General features: G+C 62.4%; 14 protein-coding genes. 5 read left to right on the forward strand and 9 right to left on the reverse strand.

The genetic code is table 11. The annotated features are described in order from the left end of the window. Nucleotides 1–153 precede the first annotated feature (153 nt). The 6 genes from yjfF to araD1 form a co-directional block, all read right to left on the reverse strand. Complete coding sequence (yjfF, locus tag AC1DTQ_RS03300; protein ID WP_477847930.1) at nucleotides 154–1,173, reverse strand: galactofuranose ABC transporter, permease protein YjfF; 1,020 nt, start codon at nucleotides 1,171–1,173, stop codon at nucleotides 154–156. Further along, complete coding sequence (locus tag AC1DTQ_RS03305; protein WP_477847931.1) at nucleotides 1,170–2,228, reverse strand: ABC transporter permease; 1,059 nt, start codon at nucleotides 2,226–2,228, stop codon at nucleotides 1,170–1,172. The genes yjfF and AC1DTQ_RS03305 overlap by 4 nt, the downstream gene beginning before the upstream one ends. 10 nt (nucleotides 2,229–2,238) lie before the next feature. Further along, the gene (locus AC1DTQ_RS03310; RefSeq protein WP_477847933.1) at nucleotides 2,239–3,759 is read right to left on the reverse strand and encodes a sugar ABC transporter ATP-binding protein; all 1,521 of its coding nucleotides are present in this window, start codon (nucleotides 3,757–3,759) and stop codon (nucleotides 2,239–2,241) included. 5 nt (nucleotides 3,760–3,764) lie between these two features. Then, nucleotides 3,765–4,736, reverse strand: coding sequence for an ABC transporter substrate-binding protein (locus AC1DTQ_RS03315; RefSeq protein ID WP_477847934.1), 972 nt, complete (start codon nucleotides 4,734–4,736; stop codon nucleotides 3,765–3,767). Nucleotides 4,737–4,846: 110 nt separating this feature from the next. Beyond that, nucleotides 4,847–6,283 (reverse strand): aldehyde dehydrogenase family protein, encoded by a 1,437-nt coding sequence (locus AC1DTQ_RS03320; RefSeq protein ID WP_477847936.1) that lies wholly within the window; start codon nucleotides 6,281–6,283, stop codon nucleotides 4,847–4,849. A 16-nt stretch (nucleotides 6,284–6,299) separates the two neighbouring features. Then, entirely contained in the window at nucleotides 6,300–7,307 is a 1,008-nt protein-coding gene (gene araD1, locus AC1DTQ_RS03325) for an AraD1 family protein (RefSeq protein ID WP_477847938.1), read from the reverse strand. Nucleotides 7,308–7,460: 153 nt separating this feature from the next. Here araD1 and AC1DTQ_RS03330 point away from each other — a divergent pair, with 153 nt between their 5' ends. Next, the gene (locus tag AC1DTQ_RS03330) at nucleotides 7,461–8,432 is read left to right on the forward strand and encodes a LysR substrate-binding domain-containing protein (protein ID WP_477847939.1); all 972 of its coding nucleotides are present in this window, start codon (nucleotides 7,461–7,463) and stop codon (nucleotides 8,430–8,432) included. A gap of 42 nt (nucleotides 8,433–8,474) precedes the next feature. Here the strand turns inward: AC1DTQ_RS03330 and AC1DTQ_RS03335 are convergent, their stop codons facing one another. Then, nucleotides 8,475–9,287, reverse strand: a complete 813-nt coding sequence (locus AC1DTQ_RS03335; protein WP_477847940.1) for an SDR family NAD(P)-dependent oxidoreductase — start codon at nucleotides 9,285–9,287, stop codon at nucleotides 8,475–8,477. A 186-nt stretch (nucleotides 9,288–9,473) separates the two neighbouring features. Here AC1DTQ_RS03335 and AC1DTQ_RS03340 point away from each other — a divergent pair, with 186 nt between their 5' ends. Both AC1DTQ_RS03340 and AC1DTQ_RS03345 read left to right on the forward strand, forming a co-directional pair. Next, nucleotides 9,474–11,198, forward strand: a complete 1,725-nt coding sequence (locus tag AC1DTQ_RS03340) for an IlvD/Edd family dehydratase (RefSeq protein ID WP_477847941.1) — start codon at nucleotides 9,474–9,476, stop codon at nucleotides 11,196–11,198. A 2-nt stretch (nucleotides 11,199–11,200) separates the two neighbouring features. Then, a complete protein-coding gene (locus AC1DTQ_RS03345) occupies nucleotides 11,201–12,823 on the forward strand; it encodes a family 43 glycosylhydrolase (protein ID WP_477847943.1) in 1,623 nt (540 codons plus the stop codon). A 63-nt stretch (nucleotides 12,824–12,886) separates the two neighbouring features. Here AC1DTQ_RS03345 and AC1DTQ_RS03350 read toward each other — a convergent pair whose 3' ends face one another. Together AC1DTQ_RS03350 and AC1DTQ_RS03355 are read right to left on the reverse strand one after the other, a co-directional pair. Next, nucleotides 12,887–13,891: an aldose epimerase family protein gene (locus AC1DTQ_RS03350; RefSeq protein WP_477847945.1), complete on the reverse strand. Its 1,005-nt coding sequence runs from the start codon at nucleotides 13,889–13,891 to the stop codon at nucleotides 12,887–12,889. Nucleotides 13,892–14,149: 258 nt separating this feature from the next. Continuing rightward, a complete protein-coding gene (locus tag AC1DTQ_RS03355; protein ID WP_477847947.1) occupies nucleotides 14,150–14,932 on the reverse strand; it encodes an IclR family transcriptional regulator in 783 nt (260 codons plus the stop codon). Nucleotides 14,933–15,125: 193 nt separating this feature from the next. Here AC1DTQ_RS03355 and fucP point away from each other — a divergent pair, with 193 nt between their 5' ends. Both fucP and AC1DTQ_RS03365 read left to right on the forward strand, forming a co-directional pair. Further along, on the forward strand, nucleotides 15,126–16,430 hold the full coding sequence (fucP, locus tag AC1DTQ_RS03360) for an L-fucose:H+ symporter permease (protein WP_477847948.1): 1,305 nt from the start codon (nucleotides 15,126–15,128) through the stop codon (nucleotides 16,428–16,430). A gap of 3 nt (nucleotides 16,431–16,433) precedes the next feature. Beyond that, nucleotides 16,434–16,820, forward strand: a complete 387-nt coding sequence (locus AC1DTQ_RS03365; protein WP_477847950.1) for an L-rhamnose mutarotase — start codon at nucleotides 16,434–16,436, stop codon at nucleotides 16,818–16,820. The last annotated feature ends 29 nt before the right edge of the window (nucleotides 16,821–16,849 follow it).

The following is a 16,849-nucleotide window of genomic DNA, read 5'->3' on the forward strand; positions in this document are numbered from 1 at the left end:
AATTAGTCAAGCCTAATTATTTCCCGGATTCAAATGCTTCGCTCATTGCGAAGCGGCGCAGGGAAAATTACTTAAATATATTATTTAAAGTTACGTCTAAACTACTGATTTATATAATGAACTGTTGACCCGCAATTCACTCAGAAAGCCTGTTTACGTCGTCGTGCCCTGCCGACGCTGGCGCAGGTCGAACAAACGCTGCAGCACGCAGAACACGAACAGCAGCAGACCGATGGCGATACGCGTCCACCATGAGCTGAGGGTGCCGTCGAACACGATCATGGTCTGGATCAGTCCCAGGATCAGCACACCGATCAGTGTGCCGATCACGTAACCCGTGCCACCAGCGAGTAGCGTGCCGCCGATCACCACGGCGGCGATGGCGTCCAACTCAAGCCCCAGCGCGTGCTGGCTGTAGCCGGACAGCATGTAGAAGGTATAGACCACTCCGGCCAGCGCCGAACAGAAGCCGCTCAGTGTGTACACGCCCACCAGGGTCGAATCGACCGGCAGTCCCATCAACCGCGCGGAAGTTTCACTGCCGCCGATCGCGTAGACGGTGCGGCCAAAGCGGGTGGCGTGAGCGGTCCAGATGCCGGCAACCACTACCAACAAAGCGATCACTGCGCCGATCGATAGACTGCCGAAGCCCAATGGAATGCGTACATACGACAACGTCGTGTAGAACGGATGGTCGATGCTGATCGAATCCACACTCAACAGCGTCGCCGCGCCGCGCGCTAGGAACATGCCAGCCAGGGTGACCACGAACGGTTGTAGCCGGTAACGCTGGATCAACACGCCCATCGCCGCGCCGAAAACGCTGCCCAGTGCCAACACCACGGGAATGGCCGCCAAGGGATGCCAGCCGAACTGCTGCACCAGCATCGCCAACAGCACCGTAGTGAAAGCGATCACCGCCCCAACCGACAGGTCGATGCCGCCGGTCAAGATGACGAAAGTGGCGCCGACCGCAGCCACGCACAGGAAGGCATTGTCGATCAGAAGATTGAGGAACACCTGCGGCGACAGAAAACCGGGGTAGAGAATGCCGCCGATCACGGCCATGACCAGGAACAACGCCAAGGTCACCAGCAGCGGCAGATGACGTGGATCCAACCGCCGCGACGCCGCCGAACTTGCGGAATTCCGGGTGTGAACGGTGCTGCTCATGCGCTGCCCTCCCCCGCTTCGCGCCGCCCCAGCAATTGGCGCACATGGCTGCGGAACTCGGCCGATTGCAGCAGCATCACGATGAATACCAACGCGGCCTTGACCACCAGATTCACCTGCGGCGGTACACCTATCGAATAAATGGTCGAAGTCAGCGTCTGGATGATCAGCGCACCGATCACGCTGCCCGCCAGACTGAAACGACCGCCGCTGAGCGCGGTGCCGCCTAGGGTGACCGCCAGGATCGCGTCCAGTTCCAGCAACTGTCCGGCGTTGTTGGCATCGGCACTGCTGACGTTGGAACTGACCAGAATTCCGGCCACGCCCGCACAAAACGCGGAGAACACGTACAACCCCACCGTGATCCACCGTGCCGGTACGCCGGCCACGCGCGCAGCCACGGGATTGCCGCCGATGGCGCGTATGAACAAGCCCAGCGCAGTGCGGCCAAGGGCCAGCCATAGCAACAGGCAGACGAAGGCAATCACGTACAGTGAAAACGGGAGGCCGAACAGGAAGCCGTTGCCGAAATACGCGTACGGTTTGTAGTACACCGTCAGGATCTGCCCATCGGCCAGCAATTGGGCGACGCCGCGCCCGGCCACCATCAGAATCAGGGTGGCGACGATGGGTTGCATGCCCAGCTTGACCACCAACAGTCCGTTCCACAGCCCGCATAGGGCCGCCGCGACCAGTGCGGCGATGATCGCCACGGCCATGGGAAAGCGCGTGACATCGCTCTCGCCGCCGATCATCCAGGCCGCCACCGTGGCCGCGATCGCCAGCACTGCGCCCACGGAAATATCCAAGCCGCGAACAGCGATCACCAGCGTCACGCCCAGCGAAACCAGGATCAGCGGCGCGGCGCGATTGGCGATATCCATCAGGTTTCCGTACACATGGCCGTCGCGCCAATGCAGGGAAAGGAAGGTGGGATTAATCAAGCCGTTGCCCAGCACCAGCAGGGTCAGGGTCAGCAGCGGCCAGAACAGCGGATGCGCGACGACACGTCGTAACCGCGATACCGAAGTGGCCGGCGAAGAGATCTCTCTCATGACACCTCTCTCATGCGTCAGTGCCTGCAATCAGGTCATACACCGCCGCTTCGCCGCAGCCTCCGGGAAGTTCGCCCACCTTGCGGCGATCGCGCATCACCGCGATCCGGTCCGAGATGCGTACAAGCTCGTCCATTTCGGCGGAGATGAAGAGCACCGCCATGCCTTTGCGCGCCAGGCGCAAGATTTGTCCCATGATTTCCTGCTTGGCGGCGACGTCGATGCCGCGGGTTGGCTCATCCAGGATCAGCACTGCCGGTTCGGTGGCCAGCCAACGCGCCAGCACCACTTTTTGCTGGTTGCCGCCCGAAAGCAGGCCAACCGGAGTTTCGATGCCGGCGGTCTTGATCCCCAGCAGGTCCACATAGCGCTTGGCCAGTGCTTCCTGTTCGCTGCGACCCAGAAAACGGCGCAGGCCCAGCTTGGCCTGCAAGGCCAAGGCGATGTTTTCGCGCACCGACAGCTCGGCCACGACGCCTTCTGTCTTGCGCTCCTCCGGGCACAGGGCCAGCCCCTGGGCCACCGCGTCGGCCGGACCTTTCAGGACGACTTCGCGCTGTCCGATGCGCAGCTTGCCGGCGTCGGCGCGATCCAGGCCGAACATCAGTCGGACCAGTTCGGTGCGGCCCGACCCGAGCAACCCACCCAGGCCCAGTACTTCACCGGCGCGCAGACTCAGGTCGGTCGGAGCGATCTGACCACGGCGCTCCAGCGCCTGCGCTTCCAACACCGTCGCACCCTCTTCCACCGCGACGGACTGCATAGCATCGCCGCGTTCGGCGACAGCGATCTCGCGACCGACCATGGCCGCCACCAGCGGCCCATGAGGCAGCGCCGCCGCCGCGTATTCGCCTACTCGGCGGCCGTTGCGCAAGACGGTGACGCGATCGGAGACCGCATACATCTGATCCAAAAAATGAGTGACGAACAGGATCGCCATGCCTTGCTCGCGCAGACGGCGCATCACCGCGAACAACTCTTGCACCTCACGCTCGTCCAGGCTCGAGGTTGGTTCGTCCAGGATCAATAACTTGGCCGATACGCTCAATGCACGTGCGATGGCGACCATCTGCTGCACTGCTACCGGGAAGTCCGACAGCGATCGTTTTGGGTCGATGTCCAGGTTCAGGCCGGCCAGCACATCGCGGGCTCGGGCGTTGACCGCGTTCCAATCGATAGCCCCGGTCCAGCGCCGACGGGGATAGCGGCCGCCGACAATGTTCTCGGCGACCGACAGGTTCGGGCACAGGTTCACTTCCTGGTAGACCGTGCTGATGCCCAGGTGTTGCGCCTCGGCCGGAGTGGACGGCGACACTGCCTGTCCGTTAACCCACATCTTTCCGCTGTCCGGGCGCATCACTCCCGTCAGCAATTTGATCAGGGTCGATTTGCCGGCGCCGTTCTGACCCATCAACGCATGCACTTCGCCAGCGCGCAGGGTCAGGTCGACCTCTTCCAGCGCCGCTACGCCGGCAAAGCGTTTGCCCAGGCCGCGAGCCTGCAGGACGATGGCAGCGTCGTCCGTGGCCATTGAGTTCAGTACTTACGGCCTGGCAGCGCCGCGGCGGCCTGGTCCTGGGTGAATACCCCTTCCTCCACCAGGATGCGCTTGGGCAGCGGACGTTTCTCGAGCACGGCTTTGACCGCATCGACCAGTTGATCGCCGATCAGCGGATTGCATTCGATAGTCGCGTTGAGCTTGCCCGCTTCCATCGCCTTGAATGCGCCGCGTACGCCGTCGATGGAAACGATCTTGATGTCTTTGCCAGGCTTCAGCCCAGCCTCTTCGATGGCCTGGATCGCACCAATCGCCATATCGTCGTTGTGGGCGAACAACACGTCGATCTTCGAGCTTTCGGCTTTGAGGAACGCCTCCATCACTTCCTTGCCCTTGGCCCGGGTGAAGTCGCCGCTTTGCGATCGCACCACCTTGAAGCGCGGATCCTTGTCGATGACTTCATGGAATCCTTTCATGCGGTCGATCGCCGGCGCCGAACCCACCGTGCCCTGCAGCTCGACGATGCGCACTTCTCCACCACCGGCGGGCGTGTCTTGCAGCAACCAGCGGCCGGCCTTGCGGCCCTCTTCGACGAAATCAGAGCCGATCAGGGTCACGTATAGCGAGTCGTCGGACACCTCGACTGCACGGTCGGTGAGGATCACCGGGATGTTGGCGGCCTTGGCCTCGCGCAGTACCGTTTCCCAGCCGGATTCGACCACCGGCGAGAACGCGATCAGGTCCACGCGCTGAGCGATGAACGAGCGCAACGCCTTGATCTGGTTTTCCTGCTTCTGCTGCGCATCGGAGAAACGCAACTGGATGCCGGCCTTGGCCAGCGACGACTTGATCGAGGCGGTATTGGCGGTGCGCCATTCGCTCTCGGCACCGATCTGGCTGAAACCCAGCACCGGCTGCGCTGCACGCCCGCTGCCCGCATCGCGCGAACAGCCACCCACGAATGCTGCCGCGCATGTCAGCGCGGCGGCTAGCATGAATCCTCGTTTCATCCCTTTCCTCCCGTTATGGTTGTTTGACCCATCCCCTCCGGGAGGTGTCCGTCGCATCGACTAGAAAGGTTTTTCTTCCGACCCTTCCTGGCATTGTGTCGCTGTCCGGCCTAGGCCGAGGTATAGGCTGTTTTGACCGTGGTATAGAACTCCACAGCATAGCGGCCCTGCTCGCGCGGGCCGTAACTCGAGGCCTTGCGGCCGCCGAACGGCACATGCGGATCCACGCCTGCAGTCGGCAGGTTGACCATGACCATGCCCACCTCTGCGTGGCGTTTGAAATGCGTGGCGTACTTCAGCGACGTCGTGGCGATACCCGCGCACAGACCGAATTCGGTGTCGTTGGCCAGGGCCAGCGCATGTTCGTAGTCGTCCGCACGCAGTACCGCCGCCACCGGGCCGAACACTTCCTCGCGCGCGATCCGGTGTTCGGGCAAAGCGGCGACCAGGGCCGGGCTCAAGTAGTGGCCGCGGGTATCCAGCTCCAGTTGTTCGCCGCCGCACAGCAGCTCCGCGCCTTCCTGACGGGCGATGTCCAGATAGGAAAGATCGGTGGCCAGTTGTTCGGCGCTGGCCACCGGACCGATATCGATGCCGCTGGTCAGGGCGTGGCCGACCTTGAGCGAGGCCAAGCGCTTGCGCGTGCGCGCGATGAACTCCTCATACACAGGAGTCTCCACGATCAATCGGCTCGAAGCCGTGCAGCGCTGGCCGGTGGAGAAATAAGCGCCGTTGACCGCGATCTCCACCGCCTTTTCCAGGTCGGCGTCGGCCAGTACCACCAGCGGATTCTTGCCGCCCATCTCCAACTGGATCTTCAGTCCGCGCGCAGCGGCCTGCTGCAGAAGCGCGTTGCCGGTGCGTACCGAGCCGGTGAAAGTCAGTGCGTTGATCCGCGGATCCTCGACCAAGGCCTGACCGACCACGCGGCCGCTGCCGATGACCAGGTTGAATACGCCCGCCGGCAGGCCGGCCCGGCTGAGGATCTCGGCCAGGGCCCAGGCACAACCGGGGACGATCTCGGCCGGTTTGAACACCACGCTGTTGCCATAGGCCAGGGCCGGGGCGATCTTCCACGCTGGAATGGCCAGCGGGAAGTTCCACGGCGCGATGATGCCAACCACGCCCACTGGCTCGCGGGTGATTTCCACTTCCACGCCGGGACGGGTCGAGGCCAGCTTTTCGCCAGGAATGCGCAGGGCTTCGCCAGCGAAGAACTTGAAGATCTGTCCGGCACGGGCCGCCTCGCCGATGGACTCCGGCAAGGTCTTGCCCTCTTCCATCGCCAACAGCCTGCCTAGTTCCTCTTTGCGCACCAGGATTTCGCTGCCGACGAAATCCAGGGCGTCGGCGCGTTGCTGCGGCGTGCTCAGCGACCAACTGCGCTGGGAAGCGGCTGCGGCGGCGACCGCATCGCGCACCTGCGCCGCGTCCAGGCTGGCGTAATCGCCCACCGGCGCCGCCAGGTCGGAGGGATTTTCATCCTGTGCGGCGGTGCCGCCGGCCACCCACTGGCCATCGATATAACTCTGGAAACGCTGGGTCATGCGAGGTGTCCTGGGATCAGAGGGGCTGTACGCCGCCGAGCGCGAAACCGGCGGCCACGGTCTGCAGCGGATTGACCAACGGCGCACCCAGCGCCGGCAAGTCGATCTCGAAGCAATCGCCCGGCTGCACGGCGATGCCGTCGGCAAAACTTAGCGTCGAGGTTCCGAAGAAATGCAGATGCACATCGCCTGGGCGGCGATGCGCGGCGTATTTGAAATGGTGGTACTCCAGATTCTCCAGCGAGTGGCACATGTTGTCCTCGCCGGTGAGGAAAGGTTTCTCCCACAGCACCGTGTCGCCGCGGCGGATGCGACTGGTGCCGCTCAGGTCGCGCGGCAGCGGTCCGGTACGCAACTCAGGACCGACTGCGCAGGCACGCAGTTTGGAATGGGCCAGGTACAGATAGTTCTGGCGCTCGGTGATGTGGTCGGAGAATTCGTTACCGAGGGCGAACCCTAGACGATGCGGGGTGCCGTCCGAGCCGATCAAGTAAAGCCCCACCAACTCCGGCTCCTCGCCGCCATCCAAAGCGAAATCGGGCGACGGCAGGGCCTGGCCCGGAGCTATCACCACGCTGCCATCGCCCTTGTAGAACCATTCCGGCTGCGCGCCGGGCCGGCCCTGGCGTGGAATGCCACCCTCCACACCCCACTGGAACACCTTCATCGAATCGGTGAGGCTGCCGGCGTTGGCATGGTCCTGCAGGTTCTGGTGCATGGCATCGCGGGTGGCGGCGCTACCCAGGTGAGTCAGGCCGGTGCCGGTGACGCGCAGATGGGCGGGATCGGGATGCGCTAGCGGGGTCAGTACCCGGTCCTCGCGCAGCAGCGTCGCATAGTCCACCGACTCGTCGCCCTGCTCCTGTGCAGCCTGCTGTTCAAGGTCGCGATTGGCCGCGATGGCTGCGGTGGCCAGTGCATAGGTAGTTCTGGAGCTGCGCAGGAGGCGCACACGGGCCCCGTCCTGGTCGATCATGCCGACCCGAGCTTCGCCGGCATCGTCAACTAGCTGAATCAGTCGCATTGCTCCGCCTGCATTCGTGGGCCACGGGTGCGACACACACCTCCCGTTAGGGAAGTACCGTGCCAGCCCACATTCTGCCGGCACCACTCATATACAACAACTCTATTTTTGTGATTAATATATATATACATCGGTATAGCTGAGAAAAACTTCGTGGCCTCAAGCACCCCCTGGTTTGTGCGCGCCCGCCTCAAGGCCCGGCAGTTGATGCTGCTGATCGCCATCGATGACGAAGGCAGCACCCAACGCGCCGCGGACGTGCTGAACATGTCCCAGCCGGCGGCATCGAAGTTGCTCAAGGACCTGGAAGATACGATGGGCGTGTCGCTGTTCGAGCGATTGCCGCGTGGCATGCAGCCGACCTGGTATGGCGAAACCATGATCCGCCACGCGCGCATCGCCCTCTCCAGCCTGAGCGAAGCCGGCGCCGAGATCGAGGCGCTGAAGGCCGGCTACTACGGCAGCGTCAGCGTCGGCGCGATCACCGGCCCGGCCATGAACCTGCTGCCGGCGGCTATGGTTCAAATCGCCCGCGACCACCCGCTGTTGCGCGTCTCGCTGATGGTGGAGAGCAGTGATGTGCTGCTGGAGATGCTGTCGCAGAACAAGCTCGACATCATCGTCGCGCGCTTGTTCGCGCGCCACGACAAACGCAACTTGCACTACCAAGCGCTGGCCGAGGAACAGGTTTCGGCCATCGTCCGTCCCCACCATCCGATCCTGGAAATCGAACAACCCTCGTTAGCCGAATTGGCGCTCGCCGGCTGGATCGTGCCGCCGGCCGGCAGCGTGTTGCGCCATCGCTTCGAGCTGATGTTCCAGAGCGCTGGACTGGAGGCGCCGAAGCGGATCATCGAGAGTTCGGCGCTCGCGTTCCTGCCGCGCATGCTGGAGGAAAGCGACTACATGGCGGTGGTGCCTACCGATGTCGCACGCTATTACGCCAAGCACAATATCGTCTCCATCGTGCCGGCGGAACTCTCTTGCCGGATGGACCATTTCGGCCTCATCACTCGTAGCGATTGGCTGCTCTCGCCCGGCGCCAAGATCATGTTGCAGGCGCTTAAAGCCGCGGCCGTGCCGGTGTACGGCGTCGATCTATCCTCGGGCAAGCCCGAGGGTTGAGGTGACCGTAATCGTAGCCACGCCATCGCAACGATTGCGTGCTCAAGTCCAGCCGGCATCGACCACGAATTCCTGCGCAGTGATGGCGCGGGCCTGATCCGAGGACAGAAACAGCGCCATGGCGGTGATGTCTTCGGGCAGCACCTTGTCCGGCAGGCATTGATTGCGCAGCAGGTCGCGTTCGCCTTCCGCATCAAGCCAAAGAGTGATTTGGCGCTCGGTCATGACCCAGCCCGGGGTCAGCACATTGATGCGGATGCGGTCGGCACCCAGCTCGCGGGCCAAGCCGCGGGTCAATCCATTTACCGATGACTTGGCCGTGGCATACACCGCATAGCCGCCGGTCTTGCTCTGCCAGCCGGTAGAACCGAGATTGATGATCGCACCGCTGCCGCGTCGGCGCATGCCTGGCACAGCGGCCTGGATGGCGAAGAACGCCGCGCGCTGGTTGATCGCTACTCTTTGGTTCCAGTAATCGGGCGTCACCTCTTCGAGGCGGTGGCGATCATCGCTGCCCACGTTGTTGACCAAGGTATGGAAATCGCCCAGTGCGCTCGCGCCGTCCTGCACAGCCTGACGCAACGCGTCGACATCGGTCACGTCGACGCGACGCCACCAGGGCGCCGCCAGTCCTTGTGCCTGCAAGCGTTCGACCAAGGCGCGGCTGGCGGCTTCGTCGATATCGACGAACGCTACCGGCGCGCCCTGGCGGACGAAGCCCTCGACTAGCGATGCCCCGATTCCCGATCCGCCGCCGGTGATAAAAACCGGTCGGCCGGCCAACTCCGGATAGCTCGCACCCTCCCCTACGCCACTTCTCCGCACTGCTAGGACAGGGTTTGTTTCTGCACTCATGTTTTGCCTCGTAGTGAAATGCTTGGAGTGGGATGATCTATATGTAAATAGATATTGATTAACTGTGATTTGTTATTTTTCTAGCATGAATATGCCCGGTAGCATCGCAACCGTAAAGCGTCGCCTGATGGCCAAGGGGTTTGGCCCAGGTCCAATCATCGGTCCAGCCTAAGGAATGCCACCTGCATGGGGTCTCCCAAAAAACCGCAGCTGCGCAGCCAGTCCTGGTTCGGGCGCGAAGGCAAGCAAGGTTTTTACTACCGAAGCTGGCTGAAGAGCGCCGGCCATCCGCATGACATGTTCGATGGCCGTCCGGTCATCGGCATCTGCAACACCTGGTCGGAACTGACTCCATGCAATGGCCATTTCCGCGAACTGGCCGAGTTCGTAAAACGCGGCGTGTATGAAGCCGGCGGCTTTCCGCTGGAATTTCCGGTGATGTCGCTGGGCGAAACCCAGATTCTGCCCACCGCCATGCTGTTCCGTAACCTGGTCAGCATGGACGTGGAGGAATCGATCCGCGGCAACCCGATCGATGGCGTAGTGCTGCTGATGGGCTGCGACAAGACCACGCCTTCCTTGCTGATGGGTGCGGCCAGCGTCGATCTGCCCACCATCGGCTTGTCCGGTGGTCCCTCGCTGTCGGGCAACTGGCGCGGCAAACAGATCGGCTCCGGCACCGGAGTGATCCACATGTCGGAGATGGTCCGCGCCGGCACGCTGACGCAGGAGGAGTTCATCGAGGCAGAGGCCTGCATGCAGCGCTCCAAAGGCAGTTGCATGACCATGGGCACGGCTTCGACCATGGCCAGCATGGTGGAGGTGCTGGGCATGTCGCTGCCCGACAACGCCGCTATTCCGGCCGTGGATTCGCGCCGCTCGCGCCTGGCCCAGCTCACTGGCCGCCGCATCGTGGAGATGGTGCGCGAAGACCTGCGCATGTCCAAAGTATTGACCCGCAGCGCTTTCGAGAACGCGATCAAGACCAACGCTGCGATTGGCGGATCGACCAATGCGGTGATCCACTTGCTGGCCCTCGCCGGCCGCATCGGCGTGCCGCTCACGCTGGACGACTGGGACGAGCTAGGTTCCAAGCTGCCCTGCCTGCTCAACCTCAAACCGTCGGGCCAGTTCCTGATGGAGGATTTCTTCTATGCCGGTGGCCTGCCCGCGCTACTGCGCGAGATCGCCGACCATCTGCACTTGGATTGCCTGACCGCCAACGGTCAGACCCTGGGCGCGAACATCGCCGATGCGCCGTGCTGGAACAACGACGTGATCCGGCCCTTGGCCGATCCGATTCGGTTGGAGGCCGGCATCGCCGTACTGCGCGGAAACCTGTCTCCTGACGGAGCGGTGATCAAACCGTCGGCTGCGTCACCAGCACTGCTGCGCCACCGCGGCCCAGCGGTGGTGTTCGAGAACATCGAGGACTTCAAGGCGCGTATCGACGACGAGGCGCTGGAGGTCGACGAAAATAGTGTCATGGTGCTGAAGAATTGCGGTCCGCGCGGTTATCCGGGCATGGCCGAAGTCGGCAACATGCCGCTGCCGCCCAAGCTGCTGCGCAAAGGCATCACCGACATGGTGCGCATTTCCGATGCGCGCATGAGCGGCACCGCCTACGGCACCGTGGTGCTGCACACCTCGCCCGAAGCGGCTGCCGGCGGCACGCTGGCCTTGGTCCGCGACGGCGACATCATCGAACTCGATGTGCCGGGGCGTCGACTTCACTTGGAAGTGTCGGACGAAGAGCTCGCCGCGCGCCGTGCGCAGTGGACGCCGCCTCCCGCGCCGACCCGCGGCTGGGCCAAACTCTATGTCGACCACGTGCAACAAGCGCACCTAGGCGCGGACTTGGACATCCTGGTCGGCGGCAGCGGCGCCGACGTGCCGCGCGATTCGCACTGACGATGAAGACGACGGACACCACCCGTCGCAATGCCTTCAAAATGCTGTTGGCGGGCGCCGTCTCCGCGCCCTTCGCCCGAGCAGCTGACCGCGCCGGCGGCGGAGCGGAAAGTAAGTCGCTCCCGCATTGGGGAATCGGCGTCGAGAACCAACGCAAGGCCGATCGGGGTGATGGCACCTACCTGAATCCGATCGTCGCTGGCGACCATCCGGATCCTACCGTCATGAAGGACGGTGACGACTACTACATGACGTTCTCGTCCTTTTATTCGTATCCGGGTTTGGTGATTTGGCATTCCACGGATCTGGTGAACTGGACACCGCTCACGGCGGCTCTCTCCAAATCGCTCGGCGTGGTTTGGGCGGTCGATCTGTGCAAGCACGGCGATCGCTACTTCATCTACATTCCAGCCGACCCCGAGGAAAAGGGCTGGTCGATCTACGCGATCTGGGCCGATGACATCGGTGGCCCGTGGAGCGATCCCATCGATCTGAAGATCCACGGCTGCATCGATCCCGGCCATGTCGTGGGAGAGGACGGCAAGCGCTATCTGTTCGTCAACGGCATCCGCAAGGTCCGCTTGACCGATGACGGTCTGGCAACCGACGGCGCGTTGGAACCGGCCTACAACCCTTGGCGGTATCCCGACGATTGGATCGTGGAGAACTTCGCCCCGGAAGGTCCCAAGCTCTTGCGGCACGGGGAATGGTTCTATCTGGTCACCGCAGTGGGCGGTACCGCCGGCCCTCCGACCGGACACATGGTGATCGCGGCGCGCTCCAAATCGATCCACGGTCCCTGGGAACACTGCCCGCACAATCCATTGGTCCGTACGCAATCTGCCGATGAGCCGTGGTGGTCGCGTGGACATGCATCGCTGGTGGAAGGACCGGCGGGCGATTGGTGGATGATCTATCACGGCTACGAGAACGGCTTCCGCACGCTCGGACGACAGACGCTACTCGAGCCCATCGAATGGACCGACGACGGCTGGTTCCGGGCTCTGGGCGGCGATCTTTCCCGGCCTTTGTCGGCACCAAAGGGAGGCAAGCGCGGCGTGTCGGGTTCCGCCCTGTCGGACGACTTCAGCGCCGACAGATTCGGAGTGCAGTGGGGCTTCCATGATCCCGCTCCTGATGAGAGGCAACGGGTCCGTTACGAATCAAAAGGTTTGCGCATCGCCGCCAAGGGCCGCTCGCCGGTGGACAGTCCACCGCTTACCTGCATCGTCGGCGACCGCGCGTATGTCGTTGAGGCTACGATCGAACTCGACCAAGGCGCCGAGGGCGGGCTGCTGCTCTTCTACAGCCACAAGGCATTCGTCGGAGTGGGCTTCACACCTACCGAGATGCGGACCTACCAATTCGCAGAAGAACAGTCGTGGATGCGGCAGCCGATGCCCACGCGGAACGTGCGCATCCGACTGACGAACGATCAACACATCGTGACCTTCCACTACTCGCACGATGGAGGCAAGACTTGGATCCTGCATGGCCACCGCATGGAGGTTTCCGGAATCCACCACAATGTCTTCGGAGGTTTCCTCAGCCTCAAGGTGGGCATTTACAGCGCGAACCAGGGAAGCATCTTGTTGCGCGATTTTTCGTATCGCGCGTTGGTCTGAATCCCGCCGGGAACGCGCTTAGTGCCGGCGCCTGGGTACGGTTCGAACAGACCTGTCGACCCTTTAGCTATCGCGCTCCACTTTGTATTCGATGCGATTGAGGTAGGTAGTTTCCGGCCGCAGGATGGCGTCGGGAAACCCGGGACGGTTGGGCGCATCTGGATACGCCGTCGGCTCCAGGCAAATGCCCCGGCCCAATTGCGGATGCACCGCATCAAGCTGGTGGCCATCGTAGACCTGCAGCCCCGGCTGGTTGCTGCTCAGGGTCAGACGGATGCGACTGTGCGGCGAGAACAGCACGGCGCCGGCGCGGTGATCGGACGACGCCAGGTAATGGTCGTAACCGCCAGCTAGGTCGAGTTGTGAGTGGTAGCCGGCATCATCCAGGACACGGCCCTGGCGAAAGTCGAAAGGCGTTCCCTGCACAGAGGCGATTTCGCCAGTCGGCAGCAGCGCACTGTCTGCGACCGGGAGGTAGCCGTCGGCCAACACCTGCAGCCACTGTGCAGATGCGGGTATGGTGGCGTCGCCTGCCAAATTGAAATAGGCGTGATTGGTGAGATTCATTGGCGTGGCTGCATCGGTGTTGGCTTGCAGCACCAGGGTCAGGCGCTCGTCGTCGATGCAGAACTCCGCGCGCACCTCGACGTTGCCTGGATAGCCTTCTTCTCCATTCGGCGAGTCATATCCCAGGCAGAGTCGATCTTCGCTCTCTGAAAGGACGCGCCAGTGCCGACGCCCGAAGCCGAGCGTGCCACCGTGCAGGTGGTTGGGAGTCTCGTTGGCACTGAGCTCATGGCGTGTGCCGTCCAGGGTGAACGCCGAACCGGCGATGCGGTTGGCGTAACGCCCTGCAATGACGCCGAGGTAGGCGCTATCGCGCAGATAGGCGTCCACGTCGTCGAAACTCAGAATCAGTTCGGTGCGCTCGCCAGTCGCATCGACATAGCTGAGGCGGCGCAGGATCGCGCCGTAATCCAGAATCTGCGCGCGCAGGCGGCCGGTTCCAATGTCGAAGGCATGGATCGGCGTGCCATCGGCTGTTGCTCCCACTACTTGTCGTGCCATCGCTGCTCCTGGTGTCCGTCCGCTGGCTGGATCAGCCTTATGGGCAGCGAGCGTAGCGGCAGGCGCGACTCCCGACCATGCCAATACTGACATCGGCAATCGCGTTGTTGGAATGGTCCTCGGCTGCCATCCCTGATACGCCGTCGCCCTTGAACGTTCGGCAGTTTGGTTGACGACGGCATCACCCGCTTCGGAGCGCTTCGAAGTAATTTGAGGCGCATCCACGAAACACAATCTAGATCCACTCAGGCCATCGTCTCAAACAACCCCAGCATTCCGCGGCGAACGATACATAAGCGCTTGCGATATCTCATCGGCCGCTTCGCGCAGCGATTGCAAGGCTTCTTGCGCGTTGATTTGCTGCGGACGGCGCTCGATAAAAGGAACTGTCAGCGTGTAGGTAGCGTGCTCTTGTTGCAGGATCGGCGCGGTGAGATCGATAACGCCCACCACGGCCTCGCTGGGGTGCATCGCATAGCCCTGTTTGCGCACTTCCTGCGCAGCTTTCAAGAACTCGTCGCGCTCGTACGGCACTTCGCTTTCGTCGATCAATTTCAGCCAGCGCGCCTGCTCGTCTTCCTGCTGAAATGCGAACAGCACCAGGCCCGAGGTCGAGTGCGCCAGCGGCCGTCGATGGCCGGGGCGCACCACCAGGCCGAGGTCGCTAGGCACATCGATCTGGGCGATCACCACGATCTGATCGCCGGAGGGCGCGACTAGATGACAGGGTTGGCGGATCTTATCGGCCAGATGGCGCATCACCGGCAACGCCACTTCAGTGACGTTCTGCACCTGCGGCTGTTGCATGCCGAGCATGAACAAGCGATTGGTGAGCATATAGCCCCCATCGCCGGCCAACTTGGTCAGATAGCCGCGCTCTTCAAGCACCTGCAGCATGCGGAAGATTTCGCCACGCGAACGTCCTACTCCTTCCGAGATTTCCCCCATGGATCGAGGGCCGGCGTTCTGAGCCAGCAACTCTAAGATGTCCAGGCCCTTGTCCAGGGCGGGTGCTCGGTACTTCGGGGTCTTGGCAATCATGCTGAACAGGATAAGGGAACAAGGCGAGTACCGGCACAGCGGCCGGGAATTGAGTCTTGGAGCTCTGCGGTGAACACCACATTCATAGCAGCACATTCATATATGAATATTATTTTTATATTTGCATAAAAACGTCAGCCGCAGTAGGCTCCGAAAGACGCTAGCGCAGCAAGCCTTGGGAGGGGTAAGCGGCATGCACTTCGAAGACGCCAACACGGTTGCGCCCAATTCCTTGGTTCGGACCGCCATTCTGCCGCTGGTCCTGATTGTCAGCCTGTTCTTCCTATGGGGAATGGCCAACAACCTCAACGACATCCTGATCAAGCAGTTCAAGAAAGCCTTCGAACTTTCCGATTTCCAGGCCGGCTTGGTACAGAGCGCGTTCTATCTCGGCTATTTCGTGTTCGCCATTCCCGCCGGCATGTTCATGCGGCGCTACAGCTACAAGGCGGCCATCGTCCTCGGCTTGCTCTTGTACGCCACCGGCGCGTTCCTGTTCTATCCGGCGGCGCAAGCGCATACCTACAACCTCTTCCTGCTGGCGCTGTTCGTGATCGCCAGTGGCCTGGCGTTTCTGGAAACCACGGCCAATCCATTGGTCACCGTCCTCGGGCCGGCCGAAGGCGCTGCCCGACGTTTGAATCTGGCGCAGGCGTTCAACCCTTTGGGCTCGATCACCGGCATTCTGATCGGACAGCACTTCATCTTCTCGGGCGTCGAGCATACGGCCACCGATCTGGCGGCAATGAGTCCTGCGGCACGCCAAGCTTTCTACGCGGCCGAATCTTCGGCCGTGCAGACGCCTTATCTGATCATCGGCGGCATCGTGGTGTTATGGGCGCTGTTGATCGCCCTGACCCGCTTCCCCACAACCTCGAGCGCGGCCGAACCCGCCGGTCAGGGTCACGGTATTTTCAGCCGCCTTTTACGCAAGCGGCGCTTCGTCCTGGCCATCGTGGCCCAATTTTTCTATGTGGGCGCGCAGGTCGGCATCTGGAGTTTCCTGATTCGATACATCCAAGACGGTTTGCCAGGGACGCCGGAAAAATCGGCCGCGGTGTATCTCACCGCTTCTCTGGTGCTGTTCATGGTGGGGCGGTTCGTAGGGACGGCGCTATTGCGCTATCTGCCCCCTGCCCGTCTGCTGGGAATATTCGCGCTGATCAACCTAGCGCTGTGTTCGATCGCGGTGGCAACGCCGCATTCGATCGGCGTCTATGCGCTGGTGGCCAGCAGTCTTTTCATGTCGGTCATGTTCCCGACCATTTTCGCGCTGGGCCTGGAAGGCTTGGGCGATGACGAGCGCAAGCTGGGGTCCTCGCTGATCGTCATGTCGATTATCGGTGGCGCCATCCTGACCGCGTTGATGGGCGCGGTTTCTGACCAGGCAGGCATACATTGGGCGATGGCGGTTCCAGCCCTGTGCTTTGCGGTGATCCTGTGGTTCGCGTTCACCGCTTCTGCCACCCCAGTCGCGCGCGCGACCGGGAGTGCATGAGCGATGCCACGGCTCTACTACGCACTGGACCTGCGCGACGATCCGGCGCTGATCGCCGAATACGAGCGCTGGCATAGCCCCGAGGCGATCTGGCCCGAAATCATCGAATCCATCGTCGCCGCAGGTGTGCGCGATATGGAGATCTACCGGGTCGACGACCGGCTGGTGTTGACCATCGACGTGGACGAAGATTATTCCGCCGAAGCGAAAGCGGCAGCCGACAGCGCCAACCCGCGCGTGCAGGCGTGGGAAGCGCTGATGTCCACTTTCCAGAAGCCGTTGCCCGGATCCGCGCCAGGCGAGAAATGGCGACCGATGGTTCGCATTTTCTCTTTAGCCCAGTCGCGCAAACCTGACGACGACAGCGCCGCCCTGCCCTCTGAATGCTAGCGACAATGGCGGTCTGAGCAGGTCAGCTC

The sequence above is a fragment of the Pseudoxanthomonas sp. P4_B2 genome, from assembly GCF_056402315.1.

What these genes read in the sequence shown, in the direction of transcription:
- yjfF (WP_477847930.1), bottom strand. Translation starts at nt 1,173, where the DNA reads ATGAGCAGCACCGTTCACACCCGGAATTCCGCAAGTTCGGCGGCGTCG.
- AC1DTQ_RS03305 (WP_477847931.1), bottom strand. Translation starts at nt 2,228, where the DNA reads ATGAGAGAGATCTCTTCGCCGGCCACTTCGGTATCGCGGTTACGACGT.
- AC1DTQ_RS03310 (WP_477847933.1), bottom strand. Translation starts at nt 3,759, where the DNA reads ATGGCCACGGACGACGCTGCCATCGTCCTGCAGGCTCGCGGCCTGGGC.
- AC1DTQ_RS03315 (WP_477847934.1), bottom strand. Translation starts at nt 4,736, where the DNA reads ATGAAACGAGGATTCATGCTAGCCGCCGCGCTGACATGCGCGGCAGCA.
- AC1DTQ_RS03320 (WP_477847936.1), bottom strand. Translation starts at nt 6,283, where the DNA reads ATGACCCAGCGTTTCCAGAGTTATATCGATGGCCAGTGGGTGGCCGGC.
- araD1 (WP_477847938.1), bottom strand. Translation starts at nt 7,307, where the DNA reads ATGCGACTGATTCAGCTAGTTGACGATGCCGGCGAAGCTCGGGTCGGC.
- AC1DTQ_RS03335 (WP_477847940.1), bottom strand. Translation starts at nt 9,287, where the DNA reads ATGAGTGCAGAAACAAACCCTGTCCTAGCAGTGCGGAGAAGTGGCGTA.
- AC1DTQ_RS03340 (WP_477847941.1), top strand. Translation starts at nt 9,474, where the DNA reads ATGGGGTCTCCCAAAAAACCGCAGCTGCGCAGCCAGTCCTGGTTCGGG.
- AC1DTQ_RS03345 (WP_477847943.1), top strand. Translation starts at nt 11,201, where the DNA reads ATGAAGACGACGGACACCACCCGTCGCAATGCCTTCAAAATGCTGTTG.
- AC1DTQ_RS03350 (WP_477847945.1), bottom strand. Translation starts at nt 13,891, where the DNA reads ATGGCACGACAAGTAGTGGGAGCAACAGCCGATGGCACGCCGATCCAT.
- AC1DTQ_RS03355 (WP_477847947.1), bottom strand. Translation starts at nt 14,932, where the DNA reads ATGATTGCCAAGACCCCGAAGTACCGAGCACCCGCCCTGGACAAGGGC.
- fucP (WP_477847948.1), top strand. Translation starts at nt 15,126, where the DNA reads ATGCACTTCGAAGACGCCAACACGGTTGCGCCCAATTCCTTGGTTCGG.
- AC1DTQ_RS03365 (WP_477847950.1), top strand. Translation starts at nt 16,434, where the DNA reads ATGCCACGGCTCTACTACGCACTGGACCTGCGCGACGATCCGGCGCTG.